This window comes from Jatrophihabitans sp. (assembly GCF_051960575.1).
Classification (GTDB): Bacteria; Actinomycetota; Actinomycetes; order Mycobacteriales; family Jatrophihabitantaceae; genus JBQCEE01.
On record NZ_JBQCEE010000306.1, the window covers coordinates 22,630 to 37,165 of the forward strand.

The following is a 14,536-nucleotide window of genomic DNA, read 5'->3' on the forward strand; positions in this document are numbered from 1 at the left end:
AGAGAGGTAGCGCCCGTGCGTCGTCGCGCTGCGTTGTCCGGCGCGGTCGTCGCCACCGCCGCCGTGCTCGCGTCCCTGTCCGCCGTCGTCACGGGCCCCGCGTCGGCGTCGACGCCGCTGCGCACCGTCTGGCGCGAGCAGGCGGCGTGCCGTCCGGCCGTGTCCGGCGCCGCCACCTGCCACGCCATCGCGCTCGTGCCGCACCGCGTCGCCGCCACGGCGAAGCTGGCGACGACCGACGTCGCCGCCCCGCCGGCGGCCGCGCTGCCCAGCGCCCTGCGCGGCCCGGCCGGCGGGTACACGCCGGCGGCGCTGGCGAAGGCCTACAACTTCAATCCGCGCACCGCCGCGAGCGCCGGGCAGGTGATCGCCATCGTCGACGCGTGCTACGACCCGACGATCGCCACCGATCTCAACACGTTCGACGCGCAGTACGGCCTGCCCGCCGAGACCGACGACACCTTCCGCGTCGTGCACACGGCGTCCGGCGCCGACCAGTGCGAGCAGCCGGACCAGGACGGTTGGGCGGTCGAGACGTCGCTCGACGTGCAGGCCGTCCGGGGCATCTGCCAGCGCTGCCGGATCGTGCTCTTCGAGGCCCCCAGCGCGTGGCTCCCCGACCTGGCTCGCGCGGTCGACCGCGCCGCCGCCTACCGCTGGGTGATCGGCGGCCGGAAGGTCGCCCCCACGGCGATCTCGAACAGCTACGGCGCCGCCGAGAATGCCATGCTGCCGGCCGGCTACGCGCGACACTACAACCACCCCGGCATCGCGGTGATCGCGGCGAACGGCGACGACGGCTGGTACGGCTGGGACACCATCAACGGCGGGGATCAGCCCGAATCGGCCTCGGAGGTGCCCGCGTCGTTGTCGACGGTCGTCGCCGTCGGCGGCACGAAGCTGACGCTCACAAAGACGGGTGCCCGGGCGGCCGAGACGGTGTGGAATGAGAACGGCAACTCAGATTCAAACGGCATAAACGGACCGCAGGGCGCGACGGGTGGGGGCTGCAGCCACCTGCACGGCGCGGCCGGCTGGCAGCGCAGCGTGGCGACCTACGTCTTCACCCGCTGCGGGACGAAGAAGAACTCGACCGACATCGCCGCCATCGCCGACCCCCGCACCGGCTACGACATCCGCGTCAGCACCAGCGACCCGCAGCAGAAGCCGTGGATCACGGTCGGTGGCACCTCGCTGGCCGCCCCGGTGATCGCCGCGCTCTGGGGACTCGCCGGTGGCACGGCCGGCGTGCCGAACCCGGCGCTGACGCTCTACGGCAACTACAAGAGCCGGCCCCGCTCGCTCTACGACGTGACCCGCGGCGGCAACGCCCTCTGCGGGTCCGCGACGATCAGCAGCTGCGCGCGCGACTGGGACGGCAACCCCAACGCCCAGGCCGCAGCGGTCGCGGGGAAGGGCACGGTCGTCGACTGTGCGTTCGCGCGCACCGGCACCACCACCTACCCGACCACCTCGGAGTGCCGCGCCCGGAAGGGCTACGACGGCCCGAGCGGTGTCGGCACGCCCACCGGGTTGCAGGTGTTCCGCGCGCTGTCGCCGACCGCCGTCGTGGGCGGCCCGCACCGCGTCACCCACCGCACGCGGGTGACCTTCACCGGGGCGTCGTCGATCGACCCGTTCCCGGGCGGCCGCATCGTGCGTTGGACGTGGTCGTGGAGCAACGGCTCGCCGACGACGGTGCGCACCCCGACGACGCAGCACGTCTTCTTCCGCAAGGGGACGTTCATCGTGCGGCTCCAGGTCACCGACAGCTACGGACGCACCAGCGCCTCGACGCCGTACCGGGTGGTCGTGGGCTGACGCCGCTGGTGGCGCCCGCTTGACGGCGCGCGTCCAGAAGTCGAACATGTGTTCGTGAGCGGTGCGACGATCCTGCATGCGGATCTCGACTCGTTCTACGCCTCGGTCGAGCAGCGCGACGACCCGCGGCTGCGCGGGCGGCCCGTGCTCGTCGGCGGCGGGGTGGTGCTCGCCGCGAGCTACGAGGCCAAGGCGTTCGGCGTGCGCACCGCCATGAGCGGACGCCAGGCGCTCGCCCTCTGCCCGCAGGCGATCACGGTGCAACCCCGGTTCGACGCGTACGTGACGGCCAGTCGTGCCGTGTTCGACGTCTTCCGGGCGACGACGCCGCTCGTCGAGGGGATGTCGATCGACGAGGCGTTCCTGGACGTCGGGGGGCTGGCGAAGGTGTCGGGCACGCCCGTCGAGATCGCCGTGCGGCTGCGCCGGGAGGTACGCGACCAGGTCGGCCTGCCGATCACCGTCGGCATCGCCCGCACGAAGTTCCTCGCCAAGGTCGCCAGCGCCTCGGCCAAGCCCGACGGCCTGCTGCTCGTGCCGCCGGAGGGCGAGGCGCACTTCCTGCACCCGCTGCCCGTGCGGCGCCTCTGGGGTGTCGGGGCGGTGACGGCCGAGAAGCTGCACCGCCACGGCATCCGCACCGTCGCCGAACTCGCCGCCCTGGACGAGGCGACGCTGAGCGCGATGCTCGGGCCGGCGGCCGGGCGGCACCTGCTCGCCCTCGCGCAACTGCGCGACCCCCGCCCGGTCACCGTCGGCCGGCGCCGCCGTTCGGTCGGCGCCCAACGAGCCCTCGGGCACGGACGGTGGTCGGACGAACACCTCGACACCGCGCTGCTCGGTCTCGTCGAGCGGGTGACGCGGCGGATGCGGAGGGCCGAGCGGCGCGGGCGCACGGTGACGCTGCGCCTGCGCTTCGACGACTTCTCGCGCGCGACCCGGTCGCACACCCTGGCCGCGGCGACGAGCGAGACGGCGCTCGTGCTCGGCGCGGCACGGCAGCTGTTGCGTGACGCGCGGCCGCTCGTGCGCGAACGCGGTGTCACGCTGATCGGCGTCGCGGTCGCGAACCTCGACAGCGACAGCGAGCAGCTCGAGCTGCCCTTCGGCCGGGCCGGGTCGGTGCTCGACGACGCCCTCGACGACGTGCGCGAGCGGTTCGGCAGCGCCTCGATCGGCCCGGCCGTGCTGCTGGGCCGCGACCCGAGCGAGACGGTGCCGATGCTGCCGGACTGATCCCGGTCCGCGGCCCGTGCCGGGTCAGAACGAGACGCGGGCGTAGCCGTCCAGGATCTGCTTGATCTTCTCGTCGTCGCGGTCGGCCGCCGGGATCAGCACCTCGGCCACGATGTCGGTCAGCTCGGCGACGCGCTGCTGCAGCCGGCGCGACTCCTGGATCTCGCGTTCGAGTTCGGCGACCCGGCCGCGCAGGCCGTCGATCTCGTCCCGCTGCCGGTCGAGCCGCTCGCGCTGCCGGTCGAGCCGGTCGGCCTGCCGGTCGAGCCGCTCGGTCAGCCCCCGCACGGCGGCCGCCGAGTCGATGACGCTCGGCGCGACGGCGCGGGCGACGCGGCGCCCGCCGGCCTGCAACCTGCTGCTCAGCGCTGCCATGTCGCCACCATCCGGCACACCAGCGGGTCCTCGTTCTTGTACACGGCCATCCCGTAGCCCTCCTCGTGGTACTCCACCGAGCCCCCACGTCGTTCGATCTCGGCGCCGACCTCGTCCGGCGTCAGATAGGTGCGGAAGTGCTTGCCGAACTCGTAGGTCAGATTGCGGTCGTCACCCGTCCGGAACTCCAGGTAGAGCCGCCCACGCCGACGCAACGCCATGTTCGCGACCTGCCACAGCGCGTCGCGTCCGCGCGCGTTCAGGGCATGGATCAGGAAGCGGCCGTAGATGTCGAGCGGACCGTCGACGTGCGCGAGCCGGGCGCCCATGGCGAGCACCTGGCGGCTGTCGTACAGGTTGAACACCTCGAACCTGGTGTCGAGCCCGCGCGCCGCGGCCTCGCCGCGACCGATGTCGACCGCGGGTGGCGCGTAATCGAGGCCGGTCACCGTGTAGGCCTGGGTGCTCAGCCAGAGCGAGTCGCGGCCGGTGCCGCAGCCGACGTCCACGAGCTCCCCGTGGGTGTCCGACCGGTCGGCGACCCAGCGGGCGAAGGCCGACGGTTCCGTCGGCACCCGCCGGCCGCCGGGGCCCTCGTAGAAGGGGAGCCAGTGCTCGCGGTTCGCGATCGCGTTGCGGAACCAGCCGTCCATGCGCCGATCGACCGCACGCGGCACCGCGTACTTGAACGACGGGTCGGGGACGCGCCAGTTCGGCCCGTAGGTCGCCTCGAGCAGCGACTCGGGGTCGGCGGGCGCCGGCAGTCGACGCCCCTCGAGCACGACCTCACCGAGCGGCTCGATCCGCACCTTGTACGGCTCGACGGCCACGGTCGGCATCACGTACAGCATGCCGTCGGTGACGTAGGCGCCGAAGATGTCGATCCAGCGCGCGGTCGACCGCACGCCGGGCGCGAGCACCTTGAAGTCGTTGGCCGAGAAGCGCCACGACTTCCAGCCGGCGCGCAGAAACGTGCGCTCGAGCCGGAACGACTCACGGGCGATGTCGGCCGGCACGGTGTGGCGGCTGAGGTAGGAGACGTCGAGGTCGACGTCGTGCCCGATGAGCCGCCCGTCACGCACCGCCCCGAGCAGGCCGCCGAAGGCGAGGAAGCCGGGGACGCCGCACTCGGTGCGCAGGAAGTCGAGCACCCGCTCGGTCGCGTCCATGAGGGCGTCGATCTCGCCCTGGTCGCGCTCGGAGAACTCCCTGCCGAGCGCACCCGTCTTGTCGACGGCGAGCGGGTGGCCCTCGGCGTCGACGAGGCGCACCCGCTGCTCGCCCGCGCCGAGACGGAACTCGCCGTCGATGAGGACGGCGCCGCCGACGTGCTCGCGCACCGTGAACGATCCGATCCCCTTGACCCGGTGGGCGAGCGCCCTCGGCCACGGCACGCGGTGGAGGGTGCCCTCCGGCCTGGCGTCCCGGCGCGGGTTGAACGACCAGATGCGACGACCGTCGAGCAGCACGTCGAGGGCGACGTCATCGGCGCGGTCGAGCCAGATGCCGTCCGTGCGGACCGTCGGCGAGGTGGGCAAACTCGACAAATCCGATGGACGAAGATCTGCCAGCACGGAGTGAAGCTAGCATGAACGCTTCATCTCCCGTTCAGGTGAGTGTCACTCGCGTGTCGCCCGGCGGACAGGGCCCGGCATGAAATCGACGGGTATCTCGGCCAGGAATGGCGCCGCCTGTGCCCTGTGCGTTGAATGTCGTTCATGTCCGGTTCGCATGTGCGCCCCCTGTGCGCCGGAAATCCTCCCTAGCGTCGCTTGTGCCGCGAACGCAGCAAGGGAGACTTCATGGTCGAGAGGCCCACGATCCGGGCACGGGCGATCCGCAAGGTCTTCGGTGACGTCCTGGCGCTCGACGGGGTCGACCTCGACCTGCCGGCCGGGCAGGTCCACGGCCTCATCGGCCCGAACGGTGCCGGCAAGACCACACTGCTCGGCCTGCTGCTCGGCCTCGCGGTGGCCGATGCCGGCGAGCTCGAGGTGCTGGGCAGCCGCATCGACCGGGCGTCGAGCCTTCCCGACGGGGTGGCCGGTTTCGTCGACGGACCAGGGCTGTACCCATCGCTCACCGCCAGGCGCAACCTCGTCGCCCTCGCCCGGTTGCGCGGGCACGGCGGCGACCGCGTCGATGACGCGCTCGAGCGGGTCGGGCTCACCGACGTCGCCGACGACCGCGTGCGCGGCTTCTCACTCGGCATGCGGCAGCGGCTCGGCCTCGCCGCCGCACTGCTGACCGAGCCGCAGGTGCTGGTGCTCGCCGAACCGGCCAACGGACTCGACCCGGCGGGCGCCCGCCACGTGCCCCGCGTGCTGAGCGCGCTCGCCGCCGGCGGCGCCACGGTCGTGCTGTCGAGCCATCACATGGACGACCTCGCCGCGCTGTGCAACGAGGTGACCCTGCTGCTGCGCGGACGCGTCGTGTTCAGCGGCCCCGTCGCCAAACTCGCCGCCGAGACCGACGAGCTCGACCACCGGCTGCGCGCGTCCGACCCCGTCGCGGCACGCACCATCGCCCGGCTGACGCCGCACGTGCAGCTGCTGCCGGACACCGAACCGCGTAGTGGCGACGACGTGCTGTTCGTGCGTGGCACGGTCGCGGCGCTCGACGACTACGTCCTGCGCCTCGGGGCCGGTGACGTCGCGGTGCGCGAGCTGAGCCCGGTCGTGCCGCCGCTCGAGGCCGCCTACCTGAAGCTGACCGGTGCCGAGGCAGGAGCATCATCATGACCGCTGTCATGACCCGGCCGGCGGCCGTGCCGGTGCCGCCCGCACCGACGGTGCACGGGCTGCGCTTCGAGCTGGTCAAGCTGCTCTCGCAATGGCGGATCCGCCTCATGCTGCTCGGCTGTTGGGTCGCGCCGGCGCTGCTCGTGGCCGTCGTCAGCGACCAGAGCTCGCTGCCGTCGGACACCGTCTTCGGGCGCTGGATGGGCCAGAGCGGCTGGGCGGGCCCACTGGTCGTCCTGACGTTCTGCTGCAGCTGGGTGCTGCCGCTGGTCACCTCCCTCGTCGCGGGCGACGTCTTCGCCGTCGAGGACCGTCTCGGTACCTGGCGGCACCTGCTCGTGGCAGTGCGCTCGCCGCGTCGCATCTTCGTGAGCAAGGCCCTCGCCGCGCTCGTCGTGACGCTGGTGCTCACGATCGGGCTCGCGCTGTCGTCGGTCGTCGGCGGGCTCGTCGCGGTCGGCGACCAGCCGCTCGTCGGGTTGAGCGGGCAGTCGATCGCCTCGGGGGACGCGGCGGTCGCCGTGCTGCTCGCCTGGGGGATCGCCCTGGTGCCGACGCTCGCGTTCGCCGCCGTCGGCCTGCTCGGCTCGGTGCTGCTCGGCCGCTCGCCGATGGGGCTGCTCGTGCCGGCGGTGCTCGCGCTCGCGCTGCAACTCGTCCAGATGCTGCCGCTGCCCGTTGCCGTGCGGGTGTCCCTGCCAAGCTGGGCGTTCCTCGCCTGGCGCGGCCTGTTCACCGAGCCGACGCAGCCGGGCCCGATCGTGCTCGGTGTCGTCGTCAGCGCGCTGTGGGCCGTGGCCGCGACCGCGCTCGCGTACCGCCTGTTCCTGCGGCGCGACTTCACCGATCTCGCGCAGGACGGTCTCGGGCGTCGCGCGCTTGCGGTCGGCGTCGCGCCGCTCGCCGCACTGCTGGTCGCGACCGTCGCCGTCATCACGGCGACCACGGACGCGTCCGGCTCGGGCATCGACCGCGGCAAGCTGCAGACCTCGCTCGCCACCGCGTACGCCCATCTCTACCGCCTCCAGACCCGCGAGCTGCATCGTCCGGACGTCACCGAGGCGCAGCTGCGCACCTCCGCGACCTGTGACAAGGGTGGCTCGCTCGTGGCCGCCTCGGCTTCCAGTGGCCCCGGCACCGACTGGCGGTGTGTCGTCGTCTGGCACATCCCCGGCGCCCGCGCCACCGGCTCGGCCATCTACCAGCTCGACGTGACCGCCGACGGGCGGTACGTCGCCGACGGTGACGGACCGCAAGAGGTGAACGGCTTCTTCCAGGTCCGCACGTCGACGGGGGACGCACCCAACCCCCTGTGGCAGTTCGACGGCTCCGTCGAACTGATCAGCCCCACCTCGAAGGGATGACCCATGCACGTCACACGACAACGAGTGGCGAAGGAGCGGTCCGGTCTGCTCGACCGGGTCGGTCGCCGGAAACTCGTCGTCACCGGCACGGTCGCGGTGCTCGCCGCGGGCACCGGACTGGCCTCCGCCTCATCTGCGATCTTCGGCCACAACCAGGTCGGCACGCAGTACGCCGACGGCCTCCAGGTCTCGGACAACCAACTGCTGCAGCCGCTGGGTGACCGCCTGGTCACCCAGATCGGCAAGATCATGGGTTCGTCGGTCAGCCCCGACGGACGCTTCCTCGCCGCGTCCAGCGCGGACAAGAGCATCGTGCTGCAGATCTTCGACCTCGCGTCCTACAAGCTGGTGTGGACGGTCGGCAAGGGCGCGAACGCGAACCAGACCCTCGCCGACGGCAGTGTCGGCCAGGAGGCGCCGATCTTCTCGCCCGACGGCAAGGTCGTCTGGCTGTCGCAGACCAACGGCCTGACCCGGTTCCCGGTGAACGCCGACGGCTCGCTCGGCACGCCGACCACCGTCGCCCTCCCGGTCGTCAACGGCACGTCGGCCCTGCCCGGCAAGCCGGCCTACTCGGCCGACGGCAAAACCCTGTACGTGCCGGTGAACGGCCAGAACACCGTCGTCGCCCTCGATCCGACCACCGGCGCCGTGCAGCACACCTGGAACGTCGGCATCGCCCCGCGCGAGATCGCGGTCGTCGGCAGCAGCCTCTACGTGAGCAACGAGGGTGGCCGCCAGGCGCGCTCGGGCGACACCACGATCAACTCCTACGGCACGCAGGTGCCGGCCGACCCGTTCCTCGGCACGTCGACGACCGGCACCGTCAGCGTCATCGACACGAAGCACCCGAACGCCACCGTCGGCTCGATCAAGGTCGGGCTGCACCCGACCGCCCTGTACGTCAGCGGTCAGGCGCTGTTCGTCGCGAACACCAACAGCGACACCGTGTCGGTGATCGACACGCGCAAGGACAAGGTCGTGCAGACCATCGCCACGCAGCCGTGGCCGGAGTCGAAGGTCGGCTACGAACCGACCGCGATCACCCTCACCCGCGACAACCACCTGCTGGTGACGCTCGGCCGCGCGAACGCGGTGGCGACCTACCAGTACTGGGGCAGGCCGCAGGAGCCGGTGAACTACATCGGCCTGCTGCCGACCGACTACTACCCGGCCGACATCGCCACCGTCGGCGACCAGATCGTCGTCACGAACACGCGCGGCCTCGACGCCCGCGGGCCGCTGCTGACGTTCAAGAAGGGCCAGGGCACGACCAACGCGACCGGCCACGGCACGCACAGCACCACCGCGTCCCTCACCCGGTTCACCCTGCCGAGCGACCGCCAGGTCGAGGCCGACACCGCGACCGTCTTCGCGCAGAACGGCTGGACGGACAGGTCGGTGCAGGAGGCGAGGAAGAACACCAAGAAGGTCGCCCCCGTGCCGGTGCCCGTGCACATCGGCGACCCGTCGACGATCAAGTACGTGTTCCTGCTGGTCAAGGAGAACCGCACGTACGACCAGGTCTACGGCGACGACTCGCGCGGCAACGGCGACCCGACGCTCGCGCAGTTCGGCGCGAAGGTGACGCCGAACCAGCACAAGCTCGAGCAGCAGTTCGGCCTGTACGACAACACCTACGACATCGGCACGAACTCCGCCGAGGGCCACAACTGGCTGATGCAGGGCGACGACCCGGAGTACACCGAGTCGTCGGCCGGTGAGTACGTGCGCAGCTACGACACCGAGGACGACGTGCTCGGTCACCAGCGCTCCGGCTTCCTCTGGACAAGTGTTGAGGCAGCCGGCGGCAGCGCCCGCAACTTCGGCGATTTCACGCAGTTCGAGACCAAGCCGGCCGGCGCGACGTGGCAGAAGTACTACTGCGTGACGAAGGCCGTCGACAACGGCACGGCCCCGGCCGCCACGCTCACCGACCCGTCGGTGCGGCAGGACACCGAGTCGCCGATCCCGTCGCTGAACGTGATCACGAACCACGACTACCCGAAATTCGACACCGACATCCCCGACATCTACCGCTACCAGATCTGGAAGCAGGACTTCGAGCAGCACGGTCCCTCGAACCTCAACATGTTCTGGCTGTCGAGCGACCACACCGGTGGCACGCCCGACCCGGAGGCGCAGGTCGCCGACAACGACCTCGCCGTCGGGCGGATCGTCGACGAGATCTCGCACAGCAAGTACTGGAAGCAGTCGGCCATCTTCATCGCCGAGGACGACAGCCAGGACGGCGCCGACCACGTCGACGGCCACCGCGCGCCGGTGCAGATCATCAGCCCGTGGGCGCAGCACGGCGTGGTGGACGACACCTACTACTCGCAGATCAACATGGTGCGCACGATCCAGCAGATCCTGGGTGCCCAGCCGCTGAACCAGAAGCTGGCCGCGGCGACGCCGATGTACGGCGCGTTCACCGGCAAGCCGGACTTCACGCCCTTCACCGCGGTGCCGAACCAGGTGCCGCTGACCGAGGGTGTGGCGACGGTGCCCGACTGCGGGCCCGACACGCTCGGCCTCACCGGCACCGCGGCGACGAACCTGGCCGCCTACGAGGCGCAGGTGAGCGCCGTGCCGGACGCGGAGAGCGACATCGCCCAGCAGTGGGCGGCCTGGGCGAAGCACCAGCGCTTCACGGGGTCGTCGGCCGTGCCCGACCACGCGAACCCGGAGCAGATGAACCGCTGGACGTGGTACCGCACCCACCAGTGGAAGGTGCCCTACCCGGGCGACACGAAGATCTACGCGCCCAGCCAGGTGCCCGGTGCGTACGTGCCCAGCAACGATCACGACTGATCACGACCTGATCACGACCTGATCACCCGCACACCACGACGGCCCCCCGGAAAGATACGGCGGGCCGTCGCTGGTTGCGCGGTGCAACGATCGTGCGAGACTGCCGCCATGCCCGCCCCCGTGATCGCGCGTGGACGCCTGCGTGTCAGCGCGATCGCGCTCGTCGTCGGCGTCGCGGCGCTGGTCGTCTCGATCGCACTCTCGGTGGCGGCCTTCCTGACGAACGACCACACAGAGAACCGGCTGCTGCACCTCAAGGTCGCCGAGACGGGCACCGTCTTCCAGACCGCGCTGCCGTCCGTGGCGACACCACTGGTCGCCGCGGCCGAGTTCGCCCACGGCACCCCGGCCGAGGCGCGCGCGGCGTTCCGACAGTTCGCGCGCACGGCCGTCGGCGGCAAGCAGCCGTTCGTGTCCATGACGCTGTGGGATCTCACCGGCTCCGCCCCCCGGCTGGTGGCCACCGTCGGGTCGCGTCCACGACTGGCGGGCGACCTGCCGACGCTCGCGGCGTTGTTCCGCCACGAGACGACGCAGAACGGCATCAGCGTCATCGGCCTGCTCACCGGGCAGCCGCGTCGGCTGGGGTACGCGTACGCGGTCGCGGGCGACCACCCCGACTACGTCGTCTACGCCGAGTCGATGCTGCCGGCCTCGACGCACGTGCCGACGCAGCCCGGCACGCCCTTCTCCGACCTGAACTACCGGCTGTACGTCGGCCGTAAGCCGGTCGCCGCGAACCTGCTGACGACCAACGTCGACGAGCTCGGCAGCCGCACGGCCAGCGTCACCGTGCCGTTCGGCGACAGCGCGTTCACCCTCGTCGGCGCACCGCGCGTGCCACTGGCGGGCGCGCTGGCGAACTGGCTCTGGCTGATCATCCTGATCGCCGGCATCGCGCTGTCACTGGTCGGCGGGGTCGTCGCCGAACGCCTGGCGCGTCGCCGGGCCGCGGCCGAGCAGCTGGCGGCGGACGTCGGGGCGCTGCTCGAGCGCCAGCGCGCGGTGACGACGGCGCTGCAGGAGGCGATGATCCCGGCCACGCCGCCGGCCCTGCCGGGCGCCGAGCTCGCGGTGCGCTACCTGCCCTCGGCCGACGACGTGCAGATCGGTGGCGACTGGTACGACGCGCAGGTGATCGAGGGGGGCCGACTGTTCCTGTCGATCGGGGATGTGAGCGGCCGCGGCATCGGCGCCGGCACGGTGATGGCGTCGCTGCGCACCGCCACGCAGGCCTTCGTCAGCGAGGGCAACGGGCCGGCCGAGGTGCTCGACCGGCTCAACCGGCTGCCGTCGATCCGCACCAGCTCGCACTTCGCCACCATCCTCTGCGTCCAGATCGATCTCGAGCGACGGCGGCTGTGTGTCGCCAGCGCGGGTCACCTGCCCGCCGTGATGCTGTCGGCGCTGGGGCCGGCGCTGCTCGAGGTCGAGCCCGGCCCGCCCGTCGGTGTGCTGCCCAAGCCGCAGTACCGCGAGGACGAGCACGAGCTGCCGGACGGCGCGACGATGCTGCTCTTCACCGACGGGCTGGTCGAGCGCCGCGGCGAACCGATCGACGTCGGGCTCGCTCGGCTCGTCGCGGCCTGCCGCGAGGTGCCCTGCGCGCTCGACGAGCTGCTCGACGGCCTCATCCGCACGCTGCGGGCGGAGGCCCAGGACGACGACACGGCCGTGATGGCCGTCCGACTGCGCTGACCCGATCGTCCGCCGCTCGCGGGAGGGGGGTCAGGGCCAGTGCGTCGCGAAGTGGGTGCACGTGGTGTCGTTCTTCCCGTACCAGTAGGTCAGGCGTTGCCCCCAGCGGATGGTCGCGCCCGGCGCCACCGACTGCCGGAAGATGCGGTTGCCGTCGCCGGCCGGGTCGTAGGCGCAGCCGAAGTCGGGCTTCGGCGGGCTGATCCACGACACGTCGTAGGCCATGCGGTCGTCGCTGCACGGCCCGCAGCCGTCCTTACCGATGTAGTTCGGCATGGACAGTGCGGTGTCGCGCACCGTCCAGGTGAAGCGCCGCGTGGTCGTGTGGTGGTGGGTGTCGCTCGCGCTGACCGTCACCGTGAAGGTGCGGCTGCCGATCGAGTCGGCGTGCGTGGTGACGACCGCGGCGTCGGCGGCGATCGTGCCGCTGATGGTGGAGCCTGACGCCTGCAGGCCGCTCGGCAGCCCGGTGACCCTGACGGTGACCGAGTCGCCGTCGGGATCGCTCACACCCACGGTCACGCGGGGGGACGCGAGTTCGTCGTCGGTGCGCGCCGCGATCGCCGCGATCACCGGCCACCGGTTCGGCGTCGTGGTGGTCGTGCCGGTCGGCGTGCCGGTGCCCCCGCCGCCTGCGGGGGTCGTCCCGCCGGTGATCGGCCCGCCGCCGGTGGCGATGCCGCCGCCGCCCGGGGTGGTGGAGCCCTGGTCGGCGCCCGGGTTGAAGCCGCCCGGCGTCCCGCTCGTGCGGGTGAGGCTGCGCAGCACACGCGTGATGCGGTCGGTGGCGGCGTCGACCGCGGCGGCGTGCCAGGTCGCCACCTGGATCAGGTAGTCACGGGTCGGGGCACCGGCGGCCGGCAGCGGCGTCGACCACCCGAGCTGCCGGCTGGCGCCGGGCAGGATCTGCACCTTCCACAGCACGACGGGGTCGCGCTGGACGATCTGCGCCGGCTTCGGCGTGAATGTCACCGCGCCGACGTCGCGGGCCAGCTGCTCGGGCACCGCCTCGGCCCAGTATCGCGTGATCGGTGACCCGGTCGTGTTGGTGAGGCGGATGCTCGAGCGCACCGTGTGATCGGTGCCGATCGTGTAGCTCTGGCGTACCTCGACCCCCGCGGTGGTCACCGTCGGGTCGGACACCGTGAGGTCGGCGACGGGCGCGACCGGTGCGGACGTCGACGGGTTGCTGCTCGACGGCGCGGTCGCGCGGGGGCGGTCGGACCCATCCGGCCACGCGGCGATCGCGGCGGCGCCCCCGCCGACGAGCACGACCGTCGCAGCGGCCGCGACCGCGATCCGGCGCCCGCTGCGGCGTTGGCGACCCGGCGTCGTGGGGACGGCGGGGAGGGGGAGCGGTTCGGGGACTCCGGCCGGCAGCGCGGGCGCGCGCACGGTGGTGTCGTCCTTCCCTCTAGGCATGCGGTCGGTGACCTCGCCGATCACTGCGGCAGCACGGGCCACCTGACCGTCGGAGCCGACCGGGACCTCGACCTCGTCGGTGCCCATCGACCGCCCGGCGCGCTGCAGGGCGCGTCCGAACTCGGCCGCCGACGCGTACCGCTCGGCGGGTGCCTTCGCCAGGCCCCGTTCGATGACGAGGGCGAGCGCATCGGGCACACCGCGCGTCCGGAGGTCCGGCGGTGGCGCGGTGACGATGCGCGAGAGCAGCGGCAGCAGCGTCTCCTCGTGGTCGCCGCCGTCGAACGGCGGCCTACCCCAGAGCAGGGTGAACAGCACGGACGCCAGTGAGTAGATGTCGGCCGCAGGCGTCACGGGGGCACCGGCGACGACCTCCGGTGCGGCATGGTTCAGCGTCGCCGTGACGTACCCCGACCGCGTCTCGTAGGCGGTGCGGATGCGGGCGATGCCGAAGTCGACCAGCTTCAACGCGCCGTACTCCGAGAACAGGGCGTTCTCGGGTTTCACGTCGCGGTGCACGATGCCGGCGCGGTGCGCTGTCTCGAGGGCGCCCGCGAGCGCGCCGCCCCAGAGCACCACATCGGCGGCCGCGACCGTCCCCTGCGTCGAGAGCCGGTCGGCGAGCGACCCGCCGCCGAGGTACTCCATCACCAGGTAGTGGTCGCCGTCGTCGCTGACACCCGAGTCGTACACCGACACGATGTTCGGATGCCCGGACAGGCTGCCGAGCGCGAGGCACTCGCGTTCGAAGCGGGCGACGACGTCGCGGCCGAGGCCGACGTCGCGGATGATCTTCACGGCGACGGCGCGGCCGAAGCGCTGGTCGTGAGCCCGGTAGACGACGCCGAAGCCGCCGCGGCCGACTTCGACGAGCTCGGTCAAGCCGCGCACCGCGGGCACCGCCACCTGTTCCCCCAAGAACGGCCGTCCTGGTGGCAGATCGTAGGTCTCCCGGCCCGGTCGGGCCACCGGACGGTGATCGCGGCGGTCCGCTCCGTCCCCGATCGACCGGTTCTGACAGTCGACTGGTTCCGCCGAGGACTTAAGTCCCGTGTGAAGTGGTCG

At 72.1% G+C, this 14,536-nt stretch carries 9 protein-coding genes; 6 read left to right on the top strand and 3 right to left on the bottom strand.

Annotated elements, in window-relative coordinates; translation table 11 throughout:
- The first annotated feature begins 15 nt into the window (after positions 1-15).
- Both ACTHMS_RS17045 and dinB read left to right on the top strand, forming a co-directional pair.
- The gene (locus ACTHMS_RS17045; protein ID WP_440307855.1) at positions 16-1,821 is read left to right on the top strand and encodes a PKD domain-containing protein; all 1,806 of its coding nucleotides are present in this window, start codon (positions 16-18) and stop codon (positions 1,819-1,821) included.
- Between the two features lie 48 nt (positions 1,822-1,869).
- Positions 1,870-3,057, top strand: a complete 1,188-nt coding sequence (gene dinB, locus ACTHMS_RS17050) for a DNA polymerase IV (protein WP_440307856.1) — start codon at positions 1,870-1,872, stop codon at positions 3,055-3,057.
- A 24-nt stretch (positions 3,058-3,081) separates the two neighbouring features.
- Here dinB and ACTHMS_RS17055 read toward each other — a convergent pair whose 3' ends face one another.
- Together ACTHMS_RS17055 and ACTHMS_RS17060 are read right to left on the bottom strand one after the other, a co-directional pair.
- Positions 3,082-3,432 (bottom strand): DUF6752 domain-containing protein, encoded by a 351-nt coding sequence (locus ACTHMS_RS17055; protein WP_440307857.1) that lies wholly within the window; start codon positions 3,430-3,432, stop codon positions 3,082-3,084.
- Positions 3,420-4,970: a class I SAM-dependent methyltransferase gene (locus ACTHMS_RS17060; protein ID WP_440307858.1), complete on the bottom strand. Its 1,551-nt coding sequence runs from the start codon at positions 4,968-4,970 to the stop codon at positions 3,420-3,422. Before ACTHMS_RS17060 ends, ACTHMS_RS17055 begins: the two co-directional genes overlap by 13 nt.
- 264 nt (positions 4,971-5,234) lie before the next feature.
- Here ACTHMS_RS17060 and ACTHMS_RS17065 point away from each other — a divergent pair, with 264 nt between their 5' ends.
- The 4 genes from ACTHMS_RS17065 to ACTHMS_RS17080 all read left to right on the top strand — a co-directional run bounded on the left by ACTHMS_RS17065 (position 5,235) and on the right by ACTHMS_RS17080 (position 12,049).
- Positions 5,235-6,173, top strand: coding sequence for an ABC transporter ATP-binding protein (locus ACTHMS_RS17065; RefSeq protein ID WP_440307859.1), 939 nt, complete (start codon positions 5,235-5,237; stop codon positions 6,171-6,173).
- Positions 6,170-7,537, top strand: a complete 1,368-nt coding sequence (locus ACTHMS_RS17070) for an ABC transporter permease (protein ID WP_440307860.1) — start codon at positions 6,170-6,172, stop codon at positions 7,535-7,537. The genes ACTHMS_RS17065 and ACTHMS_RS17070 overlap by 4 nt, the downstream gene beginning before the upstream one ends.
- A 3-nt stretch (positions 7,538-7,540) precedes the next feature.
- A complete protein-coding gene (locus ACTHMS_RS17075; RefSeq protein ID WP_440307861.1) occupies positions 7,541-10,351 on the top strand; it encodes a phosphoesterase in 2,811 nt (936 codons plus the stop codon).
- Positions 10,352-10,459: 108 nt separating this feature from the next.
- A complete protein-coding gene (locus ACTHMS_RS17080; RefSeq protein WP_440307862.1) occupies positions 10,460-12,049 on the top strand; it encodes a PP2C family protein-serine/threonine phosphatase in 1,590 nt (529 codons plus the stop codon).
- A 30-nt stretch (positions 12,050-12,079) separates the two neighbouring features.
- Here ACTHMS_RS17080 and ACTHMS_RS17085 read toward each other — a convergent pair whose 3' ends face one another.
- Complete coding sequence (locus tag ACTHMS_RS17085; protein WP_440307863.1) at positions 12,080-14,353, bottom strand: protein kinase domain-containing protein; 2,274 nt, start codon at positions 14,351-14,353, stop codon at positions 12,080-12,082.
- Between the last annotated feature and the right edge of the window lie 183 nt (positions 14,354-14,536).